Here is an 18149-nt window from a genome sequence, read left to right on the forward strand (position 1 = left end):
CTGAAAGGACGCGTAACTAATGATTTAGTATATTCATCTTGGCGGGAGGCCAAGATGGCCAAGATAGTCGACAGCCTGCCAGAAAGGACGTTGCCAGGTGCTCCTGCCGTTGGCGACGTCGCGAAGGTCTGCTGGCGGCGGACTATGTCCGCGCTCCGCGGGCTGCTATGGAATGCTTACCCAGTGGGCGCTCGCCGTGTAATTGTCCAGATCAGAGGCCCGCGTCCATCGACGGTTTGATACGAACGAACCCCTCTTGTCGAAATTCGGCTGTGTGGGGCATACCCAGCATGGTGAAACTTGTGGTCCGGGAGTTATTGCTAGGCAAGAGGCCGGCCCTCCTTAGTATGTTGATCTGGGCATCCGAGGCCGTATGGGGACAGAAGACCCAGTGGTCGGCTATGAAACGCTCGTCCTCGGGAATGAAATTTGTGAGCTCCGACAGCGCAGCCCCGGCGGACGAGGATGGCCCGGCTTGCGAAGGTCCGGCCTGAGACGGTCCAGCCTGCGATGACCCGGCTTCCACATTCTGCCAAATTAGATCAGGATCAAACTCTGGGAGTTCCGCGATGGCTTGAGCGATCGGCTGCTGCGAGCCTGGCTGTGGAGAGCTTTCTCTGGCGGCCACCAATGGCCCGGGGGAGGGCGCAGCCGGCGCATATAGATCATCCTCCCGATCCAACAGTGATGAATAGGGATGCCCCGACTCCAAATATTGCGAATAGGGATGCCGGGCGTCCAGATATGGCGAGTAGGCTTTGCCCTGCTGCACGGGAGATCCCGCAGCAGGTGGCAGAGCACTATCTTCGACCTCGCGCAGCTGGTGCTCAAAGCCCGCTGGACCCGCGGGCGCTGATGGTGAATCGGGCTGCGGGCTTGTGTTCGTTGGGCTGATTGAGTTGAAATCCATCCTGCTCCTCCTTTGAAAGTTTGGCTCGAGCCATAGTTCGACGAAGGCCATTTGCATTGCGACCTCCAGAGAACTGTTTCGAAGGCTCGTGTGGAGTGCACCCTCCGAGCCGCCGGCAGAGCATCGGGTGTTCGATGTGCATCTCCATTAAGATGGATAGGCGGCATCGCCCTCTAGACATCCGCTCTCTCATGCTAAGAGAGTTAGCTTTCGAGAAGCTGACGAGCGTCAAGAGGATTCGCAATGAGCCAATGGAGAAGGCATTGACCTTCGCCACAAGCTGCTTCGCATTTTCAATTCATCTCTGCTTGGCGCAGACTTGCGCACGATGCTGTCCTGACGCGGCGCGTCCCCTGCAGTATCTCTCCAGCAGGCGGTCGAGGCTCATCCTGGTGTCGATCAGGATCTGATATGCCAGGATGAGGATGCCGGCCCTTCGCTGGACCGTGGCATGCCTAGCCGTCGCATGCCGGGCTATCGCTTGCAGGGCCATTGCAGGCCGGACCCCACGCTCGACCCTTGCAGCCGGACCGTCTCAGCCAGGTCCTTCCGAAGCCGCACCACCAGAACTGTCCGAGTTCCATATGTTGGACGGACGTCTCGCCAAGGATTACTGGGTTTTCATTGGCCAAACAGCCACAGGCGCTCAGATCGATATGCTGGAGTGCAGCGGAGTGAGACCGAGCAAGGACCGCCACAAAGGTTTTCACTCTTCTCGGGGTGCCCACACAGCCGAACGCAGAGCAGAGGGCTTCATTCGTCTCACGCCATCGCTGGACTCGATCCCTTGGCCCGAAGCCGGCTGAAGATCGGCCTGCGGACTCTGGGGAAGATCGGCCTCCCCACTAGCAACCATGGCTCGCGCCTCGGCAGGGCCATGTCTCTGGCGCCGACAGATTGAAATTGCGGACGGCAACGGCAGTCGGTGACGGCCCCCGGCCGGCGAAAAATTGCCAAGCTCCCACTTTAAGGCCCAATCGATCAGTGCAGAGACCTGGTCACGTCAAGATAGATGCACGGCGAGAGACAAACGATCACCAGTGCGCCCTCTTCTCACTTTTGCCTTCTCCGCCCTGCACTTTATATGAACCGACGCCGCGGAGTCGGCCACCTTGACCATCACGCGTGATTGTCACGTACACAGCCGCCGGCCCGCAGCATTCAAGTCAGGTTTTTCCGCGTCCCTTTGGCTAAGGTGCGTAAAACAGTTTCCGTCCGCCCTTCCCAAAAGGACGGCTAGCGTGCAACCAATTCTTCTTAAGCCGCATTGCAGGCGGCCTTAGCGCAAACCGCGTGGACATCGGTTACGTCGCGCGCCTCGTGAAACCGGGATTGAGTTCATTTGCGCATCGGCACATCAACGGGCGCAGTTTTCTTCGATCGGTTGCCCGATACCGCGCTGCCTCTGCTCATCCCAGCCGGAGCGTTTTTGATGAACTCCGATACTGGCGGACACCTTAGGTGTGCTCAACACCTCCACTTTGGCACGTCCATCCCAAAGGCCCGCGACCATGATTTCGAGCGGCATAGATCAAGGTCCGCTGCGGCCCCGCAAGCAGCGGCAGAGCCGACTTTCGCAAACGTCCGAAAATGCGGGGGCGCTCCAAAGCGCCGTTCCGTCTGGCTACGTCCGGCCGAAAGCTGCCCACACCCCGTCTTCGCCGTCCCAGCTGCCGCGGCTCGCCGCCTTGGAGTACTCGGTGGCGCGCTGCTCGAAGAAATTAGCGTGCTCGACGCCATTGAGAATCTCGACGAGCCAAGGCAGCGGATGCGCCTTGAGCTGGGTGAACCCGCCCTCCTTGGCTTCGAAGAAGCCGAAGACCGGGGCAATCCGCAACTGGGTCAGTCGCCAGTCGGCGACATAGCGGACGTAAGTGTGGATCTGCTCAGGCCTCATGCCCTCGATCTTGCCGAGGCCGAAGGCGAGGTCGACGAAATTCTCCTCCAGCTTCACCATGGTTTTGGCGACGTCGACGATATCGTCACGGACGGAGCGCGTCACCGCGCCGGTTTCTCGGTTCCATTCGTGAAACAGCTTGATAATGCCCTCACAATGCAGGCTCTCGTCGCGAACCGACCAGCTTACGATCTGTCCCATGCCGTTCATCTTGTTGTGGCGGGGGAAATTGAGCAGCATCGCGAAGCTCGCGAACAACGCCATGCCTTCGGTGAAGGCGCCGAACATCGCCAAGGTCCTGGCGACATCGGCTACTGTGTCGACGCCGAACTCGTGCATGTAGTCCGCCTTGGCACGCATCTCGGAATAGCCGCGAAATGCCTCGAACTCGGTCTTGGGCATGCCGAGCGTTTTGAGCAGCAGCGCATAGGCGTCGATGTGGACCGTCTCCATATTAGTGAAGGCCGCCATCATCATCTGGACGGTGAGCGGCTGGAAGATCGGGATGTAGCGCTTAAGATAGTTATCGCCGACTTCGATGTCCGATTGGGTGAAGAAACGGAAGATCTGAGTGAGCAGCGCGCGCTCACTGTCGGTAACGCGGTCCGATGCCCAATCCTTGAGGTCGGCACCAAGCGGCACCTCCTCGCCCATCCAATGGGTCTGCTGCTGGCGCTTCCAGAACTCGTAAGCCCAGGCGTAGCGATCGACGTCATAGCTGCCGGTCGAGTCGAGGAGGCCGACGCACCGTTTGCCGATCAGTGTGCGCGGATCGACGGATGAGAGATCGATCACTGACATGCGAGGCACTCCTCATAGTCAGTGTGCCGCTGCGGCTGCGGCGGCGCCGCGTTGTCGCCGTCAGCGATGTTGCCGGCGAACGCCGCGCGCGAGATCGATTTTGAACGGCAGTAGTAGAGGCTCTTCACCCCGCGCTTCCATGCCGTCCAATGCAGCATGTGAAGGTCCCACTTATCGACGTCGGCCGGCAGATAGAGGTTAATCGACTGGCTCTGGCAAATGAACGCGGCGCGGTCGGCGGCAAGCTCGACGATCCAGCGCTGGTCGATTTCGAAGGCGGTGCGAAAGACCGCTTTTTCGTGTTCCGACAGGGTGTCGAGATGGGCGACTGAACCCTCGTGCGCGATGATCGACTGCCAGGTCGCCGAAGTATCTGCGCCCTTGGCGGCCAGCAGCTTGGCGAGATGCGGATTACGCACCGAGATGGCACCGGACAAGGTCTTATGGGTGTAGATGTTGGCCGGGATCGGCTCGACGCAAGCGCTAGTCCCGCCGCAGATGATGCTGATCGAGGCGGTTGGCGCGATCGCGATCTTATGGCTGAAGCGCGCCATCACACCGCGTTCCAGTGCATCCGGGCACGGCCCACGCTCGCGCGCGAGCGTCACGGATGCCGCGTCGGCATCGCGACGGATTTTCCGGAACATGTTCAGATTGAACGACTTGGCCACGACACTTTCCATCGGAATGCCCTTGGCCTGCAGGAACGAATGGAAGCCCATGACGCCGAGGCCGACGGAGCGCTCACGCAAGGCGGCGTAGCGGGCACGCTTCATGCCGTCCGGCGCCACCGTGATGAAGTGGGTCAGCACGTTGTCGAGGAAGCGCATGACGTCCTCGATGAAGCCTGGCTTCTCATTCCACTGATCCCAGGTCTCGAGGTTGAGCGACGACAGGCAGCACACCGCGGTGCGCTCCTCGCCGCGATGATCGATGCCGGTCGGCAGGGTAATTTCGCTGCACAGGTTGGAGGTAGAGACCTTGAGGCCGAGCTCGCGCTGGTGCTTGGGGAGCGACCGGTTCACGGTGTCAATAAACAACAAGTAAGGCTCGCCGGTCTGCAGCCGGTTCTCCAGGATGCGTTGCCACAGTTGGCGGGCGTCGATCTCGCGGATGACATCGTTGGTCCTCGGGCTGCGCAGAGCGAACGCGGTGCCGGCGCCCACGGCACGCATGAACGCGTCGGTAACGTTGATCCCGTGGTGCAGGTTGAGACTCTTGCGGTTGAAGTCGCCGGACGCCTTGCGAATCTCGAGGAACTCCTCGATCTCGGGATGGTGGATATCGAGATAGACCGCCGCAGAGCCGCGCCGCAACGAGCCCTGGCTGATCGCCAATGTCAGGCCGTCCATGACGTGGATGAACGGGATGATACCCGAGGTAACGCCGCCCTTCACCTTCTCGCCGATCGAGCGAACGTTGCCCCAGTAGGTGCCGATGCCGCCGCCGTTAGAGGCAAGCCAGACATTCTCGTTCCAGGTGCCGACGATGCCTTCGAGCGAGTCCGACACCGAGTTAAGGAAGCATGAGATCGGCAGACCGCGCGTGGTGCCGCCGTTGGACAGCACCGGTGTGGCCGGCATGAACCACAGCCGAGACATCGCATCATAGAGACGTTGGGCATGCGCAACATCATCCGCGAAGGCGCAAGACACCCGCGCGAACATGTCCTGGAGCAATTCGCCGGCGAGCAGGTAACGGTCGGTCACCGTCAGCTTGCCGAACGGCGTCAACAGGTCGTCGCGCGTCCGATCGAGCTTGAGATCGGCCCGCCTTGGCGATGGAGCAAGGGGGCGCGGCAGCGGAGCCGGCGATGGCAAGACAAGACCCGACTCAGGCGGGGTAGGCCTTGCCTGCGCTGGGCGCGGCTGCACATGCGGCGGCTCAATGAGATGACCCTGCTGATCGAAATTGTAAGACGGCGACATCGGCAACCCCGCGATGTTGGGCGCGGGCCGGCGCGGACGACTTGCGAGGAATCCGGGCAAATGTCCCCGGCTGCAAGCGACCCACCGGGACACCCCGCCCGAGGACTTTCATTCGGTCGCGGCAGGTCTCCTGGCTCGCGGGTCACTGCGGCCATCGGCCTTCCCGGCGCTGTGTCGCGCCAGTGACCATGATGACAACCGCTCGCCGCTTACAGTTGCGGGGGCAGCCCCGGAGTTGCCGTTTTGGCGCACCGGGTTCCCTCTTAGCTTCCACCCTACAAGATGTGGGGAACGGAAGACCGTGACTGACTATAGATAGGTCTACGCGCCGGGATTCGTCAATTGGAGAGATCAAGATTTAGAAGGCAAAAACATACCGACCGCCCGGACCACTCTATCGCCGCTGTCACTTCTTGCTGCAGAGATGCCTTGGGCTGCCTTTCAGTTTCCGTTAAGCTTGCGCATAGTCGAGGAAATTCTGACCCACGTGTCGCATTGATGCGATCTATGAAACCGCGCGTCAGCAGAGAGGGAATTCGGCAAGGCGCTCTCCGATCTGAATCGCAGCGCTCGCCGCGACAAATGGCATCTGGACGAATCGTTATCCATCGTCGGCGAACAACATTGGCCCTGGCGCGCCTTCGACCAGAATGGCCTTGTTTTTCGACGTCTTGATCCAGCGCCGAAGAGACTCGCGCGCTGCACAGTGGTCCTTAACTGTCAGGGCTCCAGCGCAACGTGCAAGCCCTCGTTGCTTTCAACATGAACGTAACGGGGTCCAATCGGCCGTCCCCTGCCGCTGGCGACGGTGACAACGTCTTCCAGAGGCGTGGCCCGCGCATCCGCCTCTGGGCGAGACAAGATCAGATCCGCATGCAACAGCCCTTCTGATTCGAGGCCGGTCGCATCCACGCCAAGGGCCGCCAAGCTGGCCAAACAACTTTCAAACTCTTCAGCATCGCGAAAGCGACGCTGGATAAACGTCGCGCCGGTAAGACGTTCTGTCACAAGACCACGCTTTGCAAACGCTTCGGCCAACGATTCAAATGGGAACATTCGTAGCACAAAGGAGATGATCCATGGTTGCTTCTCTGTCGCATCGAGAATCTCGCTGAACGTCTTCTCGGTAACGTAGCCGATGCATCCGGTTGACATGATAACATCCACGGAGCGGAGAATGCGCGCGCTATCCGTCGATAGCGCCTCCTTTTCAAGGTCAGCGACGATGCCCTGCTCCAAGAGGCCAACACTCTTTGCATAGCTGATCGCCTGTACCGACACGTCGAGGCCGATAAAGCGCGCCAACCCGACATCAGGCCAGGCTGCATAAAAATTGCGATCGAGACTCACCAGTGTTTCAGAACTGATCGCCCTCATCTCACGCCGGGCGTAGCGGTGACGCAAGCCCCCGAAGGTCAGCGGAAAGCGATGCACTGCTGCGTTGATGCCGTATGAACATCCAACGTCGAGCACGACGGGCTTAAGGCCGGTTGCCGAAGCTTTCGCTGCCAGGATTTGGCGCACAACCGGCTCAGCCACGTCCGGAATCATATAATCTAGGTCTCCGAGGATCGAGAAATATGCCCTCGGATCATCAGAAGCATAAATATTATGGAATATAGCTTTAGACCGATTAATACGCGAAAAATCCATCCGCAACACAGTTCCTCCCATCTCATTTGCAAGCGAGTCGACGACAGTGCCTTCGTACTCGCCCGCACTTTGGTATACAGGTCGGTCTTACACCCGCCGATGCGACAGCAGAAGCGGCAAGCGGACAAGAGCATCCGCCTGCGTAAGATTTTCATGAAACTGGTCCCGCACCGATGAACAGCCGCTGGAGATACATTCGGCCGAGTTGAGAGCGGGTCGAGGCAACGGCAGGCAACATGAGAAGAACCGTTTCTGTCGCGTGATAAGATTGGCAGCATTCGTGAGCGCGAATCGGCCAGCACCTTAGAGAAGCGAGCTGACCGAAAGCTGACGAGCGTTCGTTACCCGATGACCGCGGCAGGTTTCCATTTAGGAAGAAGCATCGGCCTCCAACTTGGGACGAATTTTGGTGTCGATCCTGTCGTGAAAATAGCAGGTATACTCATCCGATCTCGGAGGCTGCATCTTGAAGAAAGTGCTATGTGTTCCTGTTTTCACCTGCCTGACGTCGCCAGGACGCTCGGCGCGCCGCTGACGCTGCCATCGACGCCTTACAGTTACATGTTCTGGATCAGGACCTCGCGACCGCACTACAGGAATTCGGTCACAATCGGAATATCCGGGTCAATGTAAGTACTGGGGTGAAGGGGCGGATTCGCGGGCGGCTACCGGAACTCCCACCGCGAGAATTTCTCGACCGCTTGATCAAGCTCTATAATTTTCAATGGTACTACGATGGGCGGGTGCTTTACGTATCCGACGCGCACAAGGCGCAAAGCCGACTACTGATCTTGAATCCGATCAGCTTTGATGCATTCAGAGACGGCAAAGCCGTCGCGTATCGCAACGACGCCACAGGCTTCGAGCAACAGCTGTCCGAGCTAGGAGGTAGCGGCATCCTACATCGCAGCTTGCGATTTTTTTTGATGCGAACCTTTGAACTGCTCTAAAAGACTCGTCATACGGATGAAATTCGACGTTTAAGGATGAGAGACGTTCCCGCTGTGAGGAGTAACACGGGCCTCAACCGGCAATAAGCAGACATGCGCGGTCAATCCAAGGAGCTTTGAGCAGAAACTGACGGGACCGCATGAAGCGGACGAATCTAACTAACTAGCATCGGATTTGGCCGAAGCTTGGAGCCGCGCCGTCACGCGCCGAGCCATCATTCGACGGCGGACGTGCCGCCACCACTGGTCCTCACTCGCCAAGCCGCCACATTCCTTAGATCGACATGCTGAGAAACTGCAATGTGATGTCAGGCAGGCACCCGCGGACAACAACTTTCGCCATCGCGGGTGTGCCGCACATGGCCGAACCGCGAGGAGAAAACTTATTCGTCTCCCAAGTCGTTAAACCTGCTCTTGCGGCTAGTTTGCGTCCGCCCTTCGTAACCGCGTGACCCAACTGTTATCTCGTATTGAGCCCGCGACGTGGATTCGATGCAGGGTCGAAGAGCGCAGCGGCCAAGGACGAACAAAAGGACTTAGGCCGGGCGTCCGAGCTTTGATGTTTGTCAGTGCAAGTTGGGTCCGCTCAACGCGTCTGACGATGGAGTTTTTCGAGGACTTGGTCGACGACCGGTATCTGAGCCGACCATGCTGGATGCGCAGCTCAGAAGAGCCAGCAGCTCAGAAGAGCGAGCACTTTTTCTGGCGCAGGCGCGGGGGTGGCTACTGCGAAATCAGCGCCCACCTTAAGGTGTTCCGGAGCTCTTGCGAGATTGTTGGACCAAATCAACGAATGCTCCCGATAGGCAGACGTAAAGCTTTAACTCGCTGACATGGCACCAGGCCAGGCGAACGCAACTAAGCGAAGCTGGCACCGGCATTGAAATACGTCCAGGTCCCTTGCGGGCAAGACTACTTCATCAATCACCCTGAAATCGTCTGAGCGCCGTCAGCTTCTCGAAAGGTTGTCCGTTTTACCATACGGGCGAATATTTAGACGGCGGCGTTCCCATGGATAGTCGCGAAACTGAGCGCTGAAGGCGCACTGAGCAACAGGATGCAAGTGGTAGGACCTGTTGAACTCTGCCGATCAACACTCCCTGTTCGTCGCGATCTCGGGCCGCGCCGGTGACCGTCTTGTGGTGCACACTTACATCGGAGGACGTGTAATGTCAGTCGACCTATCGCCAACCGCCAACTCAACTGTGGCTTTCTCCGGAATGCCCGCCCCTCCCTCGTCGGCGCAGGACTTTTCCAGCTTTCAGGCGATGCTGGCCAGCCTCTCCTCGAAAGACACGACCAACGATCATTCAGCATCGCAAGTGACGGCCTCCACAGAATCAACCAAGCAACTGACTGAGGAACTCACGCAGGAGGCGCGGAGTATCCTGCCACCAGAGATAAGGGCAGCATTGGATGCATATCAGGATGACCCACAGCCGTCCTGTGCTGCCGGCAGCCCAATCATTGCGGAAGCGCCCGTACAAAGCTCAAGGATCACCTGGAACGGTGGCACGCTGACTAATGCGGAACTGCAGATTGTCTCTGTGCTGAACCGCCACAAGGACAAATGCCCGCTTGATTGGAAGTCTCTGGGAGATTTGGCCAACGATCCCTCGACACCGCCGGATCTAAAGGCGGCGATCGAGGCACTGCAACAGGACCCGGAGCTCTTCTATGCGATCGGTTCGCAAGGCGACGGCCGCTGTGGCGGCAAGATCAAAGCGGGCGATCTCAGCGGCTTTTCCGACCATCACCCTCAAGTTGCCGCGTTCCAGGAGCAGCGGGCGCGGATCTACGAGCAGAACTACATGCCATCCGACGGTACCGGGAACGGTGAGCCATCGGTCATGACACTGACCGATGCCTTGCGCGAACTCTACCGCTATTCCGATAACCTGCCCAAGAACTTGAGCCTTGCGGATTTCAGGCGCATCGTGGACGGCAACGCCGACATTGGCAAATGCCCCCCACAGGTCCTCGCCGCGGCTCAATATTTTCTCGACCACCCGGATCAATGGAAGCAGTTGTACGGCGGCTCGATAGATAAGGTCCACAAGGAGGACTTCCTGCAGGTCGCTTCGTCATCGATGAGTCTCACTCGACCCGAGCTGAGCACACTAAACACGATCAACAAGAACCAGGACGCTTTCTTTGGAAATGGCGATCTGACCCGGGAAAAGCTCGTGAGTATGGTGGACGACAAGAGCCTTTCCCCTGAGGTGCGAAGCGCGGCTTCCCAGCTGCTCTCGGATCCTGTGCTGTTCGGATTGATGAACAACGCGATTACTGGTTACAAAACCCACCACAAGTTTTTCGACTTCGGCGGCGGCCATACGGTCGATTCCGGAAACATCAGCAGAAACGATTTCAACCAGTTCTTCAACAACATGTCTGGTGCGAACCGCGCCGCTCCGCAATTGAAAACGCATGCCGCTCAAACGCCGGCCGAACAGGAGGCTACCGCAGACATGATGATTGGCGCGGCAGATCAGCCCGACATCAAGTCTCCCAAGAAGAACGGTGGCGCCCTCATGCACGCAATTAATGACGTGCTCAAGGTAGGCTCGAAGGTACTCGACTGGACAGCGACGGCCGTTGGTGTACTCGGCTTCATTCCAGGGCTGGGCGAACTGGCCGATCTTGCTTCAATGGTGATCGAGGCCGAAGCGCAAGCTGCAAATCTTCTGCACACCGCGATCAGCGGCGGCAACATGAAGAAGGCGCTGGAGGAAGCCGGGCTGAGTCTTGCGGCGCAGGCCGTGGGCTGCATCGCCGGCCCCGAGGTCAAGATAGCGATTCGAGAAGGCTTGGTGAAGCAGGCAATTCAAGAAGCGGCGACGGCCGGCATCAATCTGCCGGTGTCGATGGCCCAGTCCTACGCGGAGGACTATCTGAATAACCTCAAGGCACGGATTGAATCCGAGCGCACGCAAGCTGCAGGTGCCTACGCCTAGTCGTAGCGGCGCTAACGAAAGGCCAGCTTGCGCGGCCTGCGCGGTAGGGTCGTCCCCGCCGCGCAGGTCGCGCAAGCATATTCGATGCTTACACCGACGAGCGTGCTTGTCGCTAGCTAAACCGGCGCATTTGTCGGCTGCACTCGAGCACCCGACGGGCGTTCTCACATCGCGTGCGCCACCGCGAAGATTTCGTCGGGCCGATTGCGCCACCCATCGCGGACGGTAAACTTGTTGATGCCTTCACGCCGCGACGGAACCGGTGGAGTGGCGTGCCTGACCGGTTTACGTCGTCGGATCGAGAGCACATTAATGGAGGTGACGCTCAAGGTCCTTGTCTCCAGCGCCTCCTGATCGCTGTCCACGAAAGTGATCCATTTTTATGGGCCTGCTCCGAGCGGGAATGGAAGATCGCTCTTCATCGCTGACTCGCATGAGCAACTTTATCCTGGCGCAGCAGCCCGGGACAGGATCTAGACAAATCGCTGCGTGGTTCGAGGTACCTAAACTGCCGAACGAGCTGCGAGGGGTCCAAAGCCGGGCGAGTCCCGAGATGGGCCACGTCAAAGCTTAAGCCCGTTTTATCCGTCCGGCGCTTACATTCCGCTTGTCAACGCTGCGCTTTGATGAACAACGGCTTGCCTGATCAAGTGCCACATAGGCGAGGTCTTGTACCAACCCTGTGATCTGCAGCTTACGCCGACACACTGCCGAAATATGAGGCGGCCTGTCCAGAGGCAACATCAAAGAGATCGGCTCACAGAATTTCTGAGGCTCGTCAGCTTGTCGAAAGCTAATGCTTCCATAGTAGCCGTGACGGCGACCGCTCCCTCCGCACGAACGAAGTTTTGAAGTAGGAGAACCCGATGCGCATTTCCAGCTCTAGCGCCGCTGGGCACCTTGATTCCGACCTCCACGCGACTGGCGGCGGCAAAAAAGGATCTCGGGCGCCTGGCGAGCACGATGATCATGGCCAATCGCATGGTGCAGGCGCTCCCTTAAATGGCGGCGCGTCTGGTCCAGACGCTGACTCGCAAGCCGCTGCTATGCAGCAAGCGTTCAACGTCGCTCTCGGCGCCGTCGCTATGCAGTTTGTAAGTAGTGCAATGGGTCGTTTCGACGACGCCATGGCCGAGACAGAGGAGGATTCCTGACCTCGCATGTTGCGGCGTCAGGAAAATCGGAGCCGCAAGGCGCGGCAATCTTCAAATAAACAGGAGAGACAATATGGCTGATAAGGTTGGTGCTTCTCATTCCTCGACGGCGGGTGGCGCAGCTGGTACTGCTACTGCAGCCGCGGGTTCCGCCGCAGCTGAAGCTGCGGGAGAAGCGGCATTCAACAGGCAGCTCGCCGCCCTGACTGCCAGCAGCACGAAGGCTGCTGAAAGGGATGTAGAACTTCGCGTCGTCTCGACAGAACTCTCGACCGTCAAGAAAGTGGCCGACGAGCGGGTGCAGTAACGGATGAAGCGGGACGAAATTATATCCTCCCGCTTTTGCCGGCCGCATGATCTGTGAAGTCGCAACAGACCGTACGGCTTTGCCGTACGGTCTCGTTCTTCATTCAGGAGACGATCGTGAATGAACCAGCTTCCCCGCTATTCGAAGTGTTGTCGGGGTGTTATTCCGGGTTGACCGGCAAAGCGGGGAGCGGCTCCTGCTTGATTGGCAGCAGCCTCGATGCTGATTTGGTCTTCATCGAGCAAGGCCTCGAACCGCACCATCTTCGCGTCAGCTGGCATATCAGCTCGATCGAGATCGAGGCCCTTGCCGCGGACGTCGCGATCGAGGGTCGCGGCCCTATTTCGCCAAATGAGACCGTTGTTGTCCCTCTTCCTGCCGTCATCCATATGGGCGCGATGTCCATTCGCTGCTCGACCGAAGGCACTCAGCAAGCCGGCTCTACCGGGCGCTGGCATGTACCGATTATCCCGCTTGCCTTGGTCCTCATCAGCTCTGCCGCAGTTGGCACCCTTTCAACGAGATTTGTCCAGTTCGACAGCGCCGCAGCGCTGAGCACCTCGTCCTCCGCCACGGACATTGCCCCCAAAATCGCGCTCGCGACCCCTGATGTTCCGGCCACCGACGCAGCGGCTCAACGGCTGCAAGGGGAAGTTGACGCGGCGGGCCTGCTCGGCATCAAAGTCAGTTCCGGGCCGGGCGTTGTGACCGCCGATGGCACTATTACGCCTGCCTCGCTCGCTAAATGGCGGGAAGTCCAGCAGCGGTTCGATGTCCAAAGCAATGGTGCTTATACGCTCGTCAGTGCGGTCGCCATCAAGGAGGAGAAGGCGCCCCCCGCAATTGCCGTCCAGGCAGTTTGGCGCGGAAGCGCCCCTTATCTGGTCATTGCTGGTCAAAAGTACTTCGCGGGTGCACTCCTGAGCAATGGATGGACCGTAAAGGAGATCGAGGACGGACGTGTGCTGCTGACACGCAATGGCCAGCTTGCTGCTTTGTCTTATTAGAGTTTTAGCCCGCGGCCAACGAAGGAACGTTTCATGACTAGGCTGCCGCAGCGGTCCGTAGAGCCTGGCATCGCCTTTCAGGGAATTAACAACGAGCATCATGCACCTGTTATCGCCCCGGCCACACCTCAGGCCAGCAGCGTCGGCATCGACAAGGTCCATGGAAACGGCAAGGGTCACACGTCAGTTGTCCAACAGCGCGAAGCGCAGGAGCGGTTGGCTGCCAGCACGATCGATAACGCGCTCGAACTCAAGTCAATCGATCCAATCTCGCGGATCAATCCCACCGATGCCACCGAGCACGCAGGTAAGATCGAAACGAGTTCGGAACTTGCCTGCCTGAAGGGCCCCAATCTCGCGCATAGCCTGCTCTCCTTCGTCACGCCCCGCCTGCGTCATTCGCATGTAGTACGTCCGGAGCAACACGGCCTTCTCCTCGAGCGTCTGGCCGATGCGCTGTCAGCCGCGCCAGAGGGCTCGGTGGCAGGCGAAGGGGCTGCGCTTCTGCGGCTGGAGCTGCGGCGTTTAATCCTGCTCCGGCAGAATCACAACAGCTTGATCCAAGGCTAGCAATGCCAGATCCGCACGAAGTGCAGCACTTCACACCTACCCGGTCGTCGAATGTTTCCAAAGCCGATCGGGCAGTTCCGATCTCTGGGCCCGAGCGCGATTTGCTCTGCACGCTTTCCTATGTCCACCTTGCGTGCGGGCAGAGCGCACACAGTCTGGCGCTCTTGCGGCTCGTCGTTCACGAACATTCTCAAGACGTCGAGCTGCTTCGCATCCTCGCCTATGCCCTCATCTCGGAGCGCCTCGGCGAGGAAGCGCTATCGGTATTGGACAGGCTGGACATGCTTGATGATCAGCCATCGTCGCGTCTGCCATTGCTGCTGCTGCGCAGCCATGCTCTGCGTCAGGCTGGCCGCATGGCCGAGGCGCAGGCCACCTTCAAGCGCTATGTTTCCTTGCGGGGCAACCCGGCTCCGGTCAAACAATAAGGCTTTGCATGGCCAGTCACCTACGAAATCTCGTCGCCCGCGCACCGGCCCATCCGGATATCATGGTCGCACTGATGCTGCTTCTGGCGATCGGCATGATGATCATGCCGATCCCGATCATCGTGATTGACATGCTTATCGGCTTCAACCTCGGCTTTGCCATATTGCTGCTGATGGTTGCCCTCTATCTCAGCACGCCGCTTGATTTTTCGTCGCTGCCGGGCGTCATTCTGATTTCGACGGTTTTTCGTCTGGCGCTGACCATCGCAACAACACGCCTGATTCTTGCGGAGGGCGACGCCGGCAGCATCATCCACACCTTTGGCGACTTCGTCATTTCGGGGAATATCGCTGTCGGAATCGTCATATTCCTGATCGTGACCATGGTGCAGTTCATGGTCCTTGCCAAAGGCGCCGAGCGCGTCGCAGAGGTGTCAGCGCGATTCACGCTCGATGCACTTCCGGGCAAGCAGATGGCGATCGATGCGGAGCTGCGCAACAACCATATCGATCAACACGAAGCACGTCGCCGGCGCGCGGCACTTGAGCAAGAAAGCCAACTTCATGGTGCAATGGATGGCGCCATGAAATTCGTGAAAGGCGACGCGATCGCCGGGTTGATCGTCATCTGCATCAATATGCTGGGCGGAATCAGCATCGGCCTGCTCTCCAAGGATATGTCGCTCGATGCCGCGATGCATCACTATACGCTGCTGACGATAGGTGATGCGCTCATTTCACAGATTCCCGCACTGTTGCTGTCGATTACGGCCGCGACCATCGTCACACGGGTCAACGGGCCTTCCAAGCTCAAGCTTGGGGCCGATATTGTCAGCCAACTTACGGCGAGCACACAAGCGCTTCGGCTGGCGGCCTGCGTCTTATTGTTAATGGGATTCGTTCCTGGCTTCCCCTTGCCCCCGTTCGTCATCTTGGCCGTGCTCTTCGCTGCCGCAAGCTATGTCAAGGTCGGCGCGAAAGGCGACGAGCCTGCCGCGAAGACAGGCGCAAACGTCACTGCTTCGGCACCGGCTCCAGCACAGGCACAGGCACAGAAGCAAGCCGCTCATGCGGAAGCACTTCCGATTGCGTTATTCCTTGCGCCGAACCTGACACATTCAATCGACAAAGACGAGTTGGAACAAAGCATCGCGCGCGTTTCCACGTCGGTATCGGCAGACCTTGGAATCACGGTTCCGCGTATCCCGGCCCGGATTGACCAGAACCTGTCCAAGTCGCAGTTCAGGATAGATGTCGATAGCGTGCCGGTTGAACGGGATGTGATCGATCCGACGCAACTCGTTCTCAACGATGATATTGCGAACATTGAACTAAGCGGCATCCCATTTCGGCAAGATCCGGAGACGGCTCGCGTATGGATCGAAGAACGCCATGCAGCTGCGCTCAAAGCCGCCGGGATCGGACACCACCGTCCGGTCGAAATTCTTGCTTTACGTCTCCATTCCACATTGACACGCTACGCACAGCGCCTGGTAGGCATTCAAGAGACACGTCAACTGCTTGCCCGAATGGAGCAGGAGTACGCCGATCTGGTGAAGGAAGTGCTTCGTACGGCGACCATTCCTCGGATCGCAGAGGTCCTGCGCCGTCTGCTCGACGAGGGGATACCCATTCGCAACACTCGCCTCCTCCTGGAGGCCCTTGCAGAATGGAGTGAACGCGAGCAGAACGCCGTCCTGCTCACTGAATATGTTCGTGCCGCCCTGAAGCGGCAGATCTGCTTTCGCTATGCCAATGCCCACCGCGTTGTGGCCGCCTTTATCATCGAGCGTGAGACTGAAGAGATAGTGCGCGTTTCGGTGCGCGAAACCGCTGTCGGACCATATCTCGTTCTGGACGATTGGCAGAGCGAGAAGCTGCTTTCACAATTCCGTCAGATCCATTCGACCATCGCACAAAGCCAAAGCCAGCCCGTCATTCTCGGCTCGATGGATATCCGGCGCTTCGTACGCGGCTTTCTCACCCGCAACGGGCTCGATCTGCCCGTTCTGTCTTATCAGGATCTCGCCTCGGAGTTCACAGTCCAGCCGATTGGGTCCGTGAAACTTCCGGCTACCAAGGAAAGGGTTCCTTCCTCGGAGCGTGGCGGGCTGCTTCCAGCCGCAAGTTAACAGAGCACAGCAGCTCGTCGTGAGATAGCCTATGAATTCCTATGAGATAAGCCTCTGGCGACGCGCATGCTTCCTTCGCTCAGCCTTGTGCTCAAGCTCGCTCGCTATCGTTCTGCTCGCAGGCTGCGCTAACCCGGATAGGTCGGCCCTTTCATCGCGGCAGACGCCCTCGTCAGACCTAGCTGACGCCAAGGCGATCGATCCTGGCGTGCGCGAACGAATTCCATACAGCCTCGGTCGGGATGCTGATGAGCAAACTCTGCGCGATACGTTGAAGCAACAACCAAACAATGTCGATGCGGCGATCTCTCTTGCGCGGGTCCTGCTGGCCCGCAAATCGCCCGATCAAGCCCTTGAGGTTCTCGATAATGTCCTCTTGGCGGCTCCCGGCGATCTGCGCACACTGAACGCCAAGGGCGTTGTCCTCGATCAGAAGGGCCGCCATCAAGAGGCGCAAGGGCTATACCGCAAAGCTCTCGAAAGAGAACCCTCAAATGCGATGTTGCACAACAATCTCAAACTGTCGCTTGCGCTAGAAAGTAAGACGGAGACCGAGGATGCCGGGTCACAACCGCGGATGGATGACGCCTTGGCGCGCAGCGAACAATAGCGTGCAAAAGCTTGACGCTTGAGTGGCCGGCTTGCCGATAACTAGGCTCCCCTTAATCGGCCGCACTATACGCCGCCGCAAAACCTCAAAAGTAATTAGAGATGCGATCGATAATTGTATCGCCACGTGTAGTAACATTGCAATTCATCCGTTACTTACCTTGCATATGACACCGCCACCTTGCGCCGGCAGAGACCAAATTAAGCCTGCAGTCCGACATTCGTGAGAGCTTTCGCGGCTTCGATAGAATAGACAACATCCTCCGTGAACCGCTGCTTGGCGCCTTTCATCCACCCCTGAAGAATGCCGATCTGGTCGGGCGCTGAAGACGTCGAGGAGACATGCTTGAAGAACTCTGTCAACTGCGTCGCTTCGATTTGAATGCGCTCCTGCCAGTGCCAATAGGCCTCTGAGTACTTTTTCACAAACTCGCTTTGCGCTCCGATGGCTCGCTTCGTGAAGTCCTGAAATGCGCCGGCTGCAATGCCGATGTCATCGTTGATCCCGGTTTCTTTCGTCATCGCCATCTCCTGTATGGTTGTATATGGACGAGACGACGCCTGAGCAGCGCTCCCGCATGTCTCCCATGATCACTAATTGACGCGCCCACACACCATCTCATGATTGTGAGGCCACTATTGTCACTTCTCGACCGAGCAAGCGACGTGCCACAAACGATCGTGAGGGCTTGCCGTCCACGAACAGGAAAAACATGTACTTGATACAGCGCTCCCGCAGCCCTGATCCGCAGCGTCGGACTCTGGACATAATAAGTATCACACCGGACAGGGCAGAGTGCGACAGGAATAAGGGCAATGGCAGTTCGTACTAAACAGCGACGAAGG

Annotated in this window: 15 protein-coding genes and 1 riboswitch; of the genes, 8 read left to right on the top strand and 7 right to left on the bottom strand. The window is 58.5% G+C overall.

The window, feature by feature from the left end:
• Positions 1-211 precede the first annotated feature (211 nt).
• The 5 genes from JEY66_RS35565 to JEY66_RS35585 form a co-directional block, all read right to left on the bottom strand.
• Complete coding sequence (locus tag JEY66_RS35565; RefSeq protein ID WP_233475198.1) at positions 212-967, bottom strand: hypothetical protein; 756 nt, start codon at positions 965-967, stop codon at positions 212-214.
• 1300 nt (positions 968-2267) lie between these two features.
• Positions 2268-2438: a hypothetical protein gene (locus JEY66_RS35570; RefSeq protein ID WP_155258801.1), complete on the bottom strand. Its 171-nt coding sequence runs from the start codon at positions 2436-2438 to the stop codon at positions 2268-2270.
• 96 nt (positions 2439-2534) lie between these two features.
• Entirely contained in the window at positions 2535-3608 is a 1074-nt protein-coding gene (locus JEY66_RS35575; protein ID WP_162136766.1) for a ribonucleotide-diphosphate reductase subunit beta, read from the bottom strand.
• Positions 3599-5428, bottom strand: coding sequence for a ribonucleoside-diphosphate reductase subunit alpha (locus JEY66_RS35580; protein ID WP_225161267.1), 1830 nt, complete (start codon positions 5426-5428; stop codon positions 3599-3601). The genes JEY66_RS35575 and JEY66_RS35580 overlap by 10 nt, the downstream gene beginning before the upstream one ends.
• Positions 5429-5639: 211 nt before the next feature.
• Positions 5640-5855: riboswitch (cobalamin riboswitch) on the bottom strand.
• A 401-nt stretch (positions 5856-6256) separates the two neighbouring features.
• The gene (locus tag JEY66_RS35585) at positions 6257-7189 is read right to left on the bottom strand and encodes a hypothetical protein (protein WP_026192318.1); all 933 of its coding nucleotides are present in this window, start codon (positions 7187-7189) and stop codon (positions 6257-6259) included.
• A 701-nt stretch (positions 7190-7890) separates the two neighbouring features.
• Between JEY66_RS35585 and JEY66_RS45225 the strand changes: the two genes are divergently transcribed.
• The gene (locus JEY66_RS45225) at positions 7891-8139 is read left to right on the top strand and encodes a hypothetical protein (RefSeq protein WP_016847924.1); all 249 of its coding nucleotides are present in this window, start codon (positions 7891-7893) and stop codon (positions 8137-8139) included.
• 1268 nt (positions 8140-9407) lie between these two features.
• Positions 9408-11096, top strand: coding sequence for an HrpF/NolX family T3SS translocon protein (locus tag JEY66_RS35595; protein WP_026192317.1), 1689 nt, complete (start codon positions 9408-9410; stop codon positions 11094-11096).
• Positions 11097-11260: 164 nt separating this feature from the next.
• Here the strand turns inward: JEY66_RS35595 and JEY66_RS35600 are convergent, their stop codons facing one another.
• Entirely contained in the window at positions 11261-11461 is a 201-nt protein-coding gene (locus JEY66_RS35600; protein ID WP_125459153.1) for a hypothetical protein, read from the bottom strand.
• 862 nt (positions 11462-12323) lie between these two features.
• Between JEY66_RS35600 and JEY66_RS35605 the strand changes: the two genes are divergently transcribed.
• The 6 genes from JEY66_RS35605 to JEY66_RS35630 all read left to right on the top strand — a co-directional run bounded on the left by JEY66_RS35605 (position 12324) and on the right by JEY66_RS35630 (position 17304).
• Positions 12324-12557, top strand: a complete 234-nt coding sequence (locus JEY66_RS35605) for a hypothetical protein (RefSeq protein WP_075968406.1) — start codon at positions 12324-12326, stop codon at positions 12555-12557.
• Between the two features lie 116 nt (positions 12558-12673).
• Positions 12674-13564 carry a SctD/MshK family protein gene (locus JEY66_RS35610; protein WP_026192316.1) on the top strand — a complete coding sequence of 297 codons (891 nt, stop codon included), beginning with the start codon at positions 12674-12676 and terminating at the stop codon, positions 13562-13564.
• A 33-nt stretch (positions 13565-13597) separates the two neighbouring features.
• Positions 13598-14134, top strand: a complete 537-nt coding sequence (locus tag JEY66_RS35615) for a hypothetical protein (protein ID WP_016847917.1) — start codon at positions 13598-13600, stop codon at positions 14132-14134.
• A gap of 2 nt (positions 14135-14136) precedes the next feature.
• On the top strand, positions 14137-14562 hold the full coding sequence (gene sctY, locus JEY66_RS35620) for a type III secretion apparatus assembly chaperone SctY (RefSeq protein ID WP_050994308.1): 426 nt from the start codon (positions 14137-14139) through the stop codon (positions 14560-14562).
• Between the two features lie 8 nt (positions 14563-14570).
• Complete coding sequence (gene sctV / locus JEY66_RS35625; RefSeq protein ID WP_026192314.1) at positions 14571-16694, top strand: type III secretion system export apparatus subunit SctV; 2124 nt, start codon at positions 14571-14573, stop codon at positions 16692-16694.
• A 208-nt stretch (positions 16695-16902) separates the two neighbouring features.
• Positions 16903-17304: a tetratricopeptide repeat protein gene (locus JEY66_RS35630; protein ID WP_225161263.1), complete on the top strand. Its 402-nt coding sequence runs from the start codon at positions 16903-16905 to the stop codon at positions 17302-17304.
• A 200-nt stretch (positions 17305-17504) separates the two neighbouring features.
• Here JEY66_RS35630 and JEY66_RS35635 read toward each other — a convergent pair whose 3' ends face one another.
• Positions 17505-17825 (bottom strand): hypothetical protein, encoded by a 321-nt coding sequence (locus tag JEY66_RS35635; protein ID WP_018269940.1) that lies wholly within the window; start codon positions 17823-17825, stop codon positions 17505-17507.
• Positions 17826-18149 lie beyond the last annotated feature (324 nt).

Source organism: Bradyrhizobium elkanii USDA 76, assembly GCF_023278185.1.
In the GTDB taxonomy this organism is placed as follows: domain Bacteria; phylum Pseudomonadota; class Alphaproteobacteria; order Rhizobiales; family Xanthobacteraceae; genus Bradyrhizobium; species Bradyrhizobium elkanii.

Coding starts and splice junctions, on each gene's coding strand:
- JEY66_RS35565 (WP_233475198.1), bottom strand. CDS start 967: ATGCAAATGGCCTTCGTCGAACTATGGCTCGAGCCAAACTTTCAAAGG.
- JEY66_RS35570 (WP_155258801.1), bottom strand. CDS start 2,438: ATGCCGCTCGAAATCATGGTCGCGGGCCTTTGGGATGGACGTGCCAAA.
- JEY66_RS35575 (WP_162136766.1), bottom strand. CDS start 3,608: ATGTCAGTGATCGATCTCTCATCCGTCGATCCGCGCACACTGATCGGC.
- JEY66_RS35585 (WP_026192318.1), bottom strand. CDS start 7,189: ATGGATTTTTCGCGTATTAATCGGTCTAAAGCTATATTCCATAATATT.
- JEY66_RS35595 (WP_026192317.1), top strand. CDS start 9,408: ATGCTGGCCAGCCTCTCCTCGAAAGACACGACCAACGATCATTCAGCA.
- JEY66_RS35605 (WP_075968406.1), top strand. CDS start 12,324: ATGGCTGATAAGGTTGGTGCTTCTCATTCCTCGACGGCGGGTGGCGCA.
- JEY66_RS35615 (WP_016847917.1), top strand. CDS start 13,598: ATGACTAGGCTGCCGCAGCGGTCCGTAGAGCCTGGCATCGCCTTTCAG.
- sctY (WP_050994308.1), top strand. CDS start 14,137: ATGCCAGATCCGCACGAAGTGCAGCACTTCACACCTACCCGGTCGTCG.
- sctV (WP_026192314.1), top strand. CDS start 14,571: ATGGCCAGTCACCTACGAAATCTCGTCGCCCGCGCACCGGCCCATCCG.
- JEY66_RS35635 (WP_018269940.1), bottom strand. CDS start 17,825: ATGACGAAAGAAACCGGGATCAACGATGACATCGGCATTGCAGCCGGC.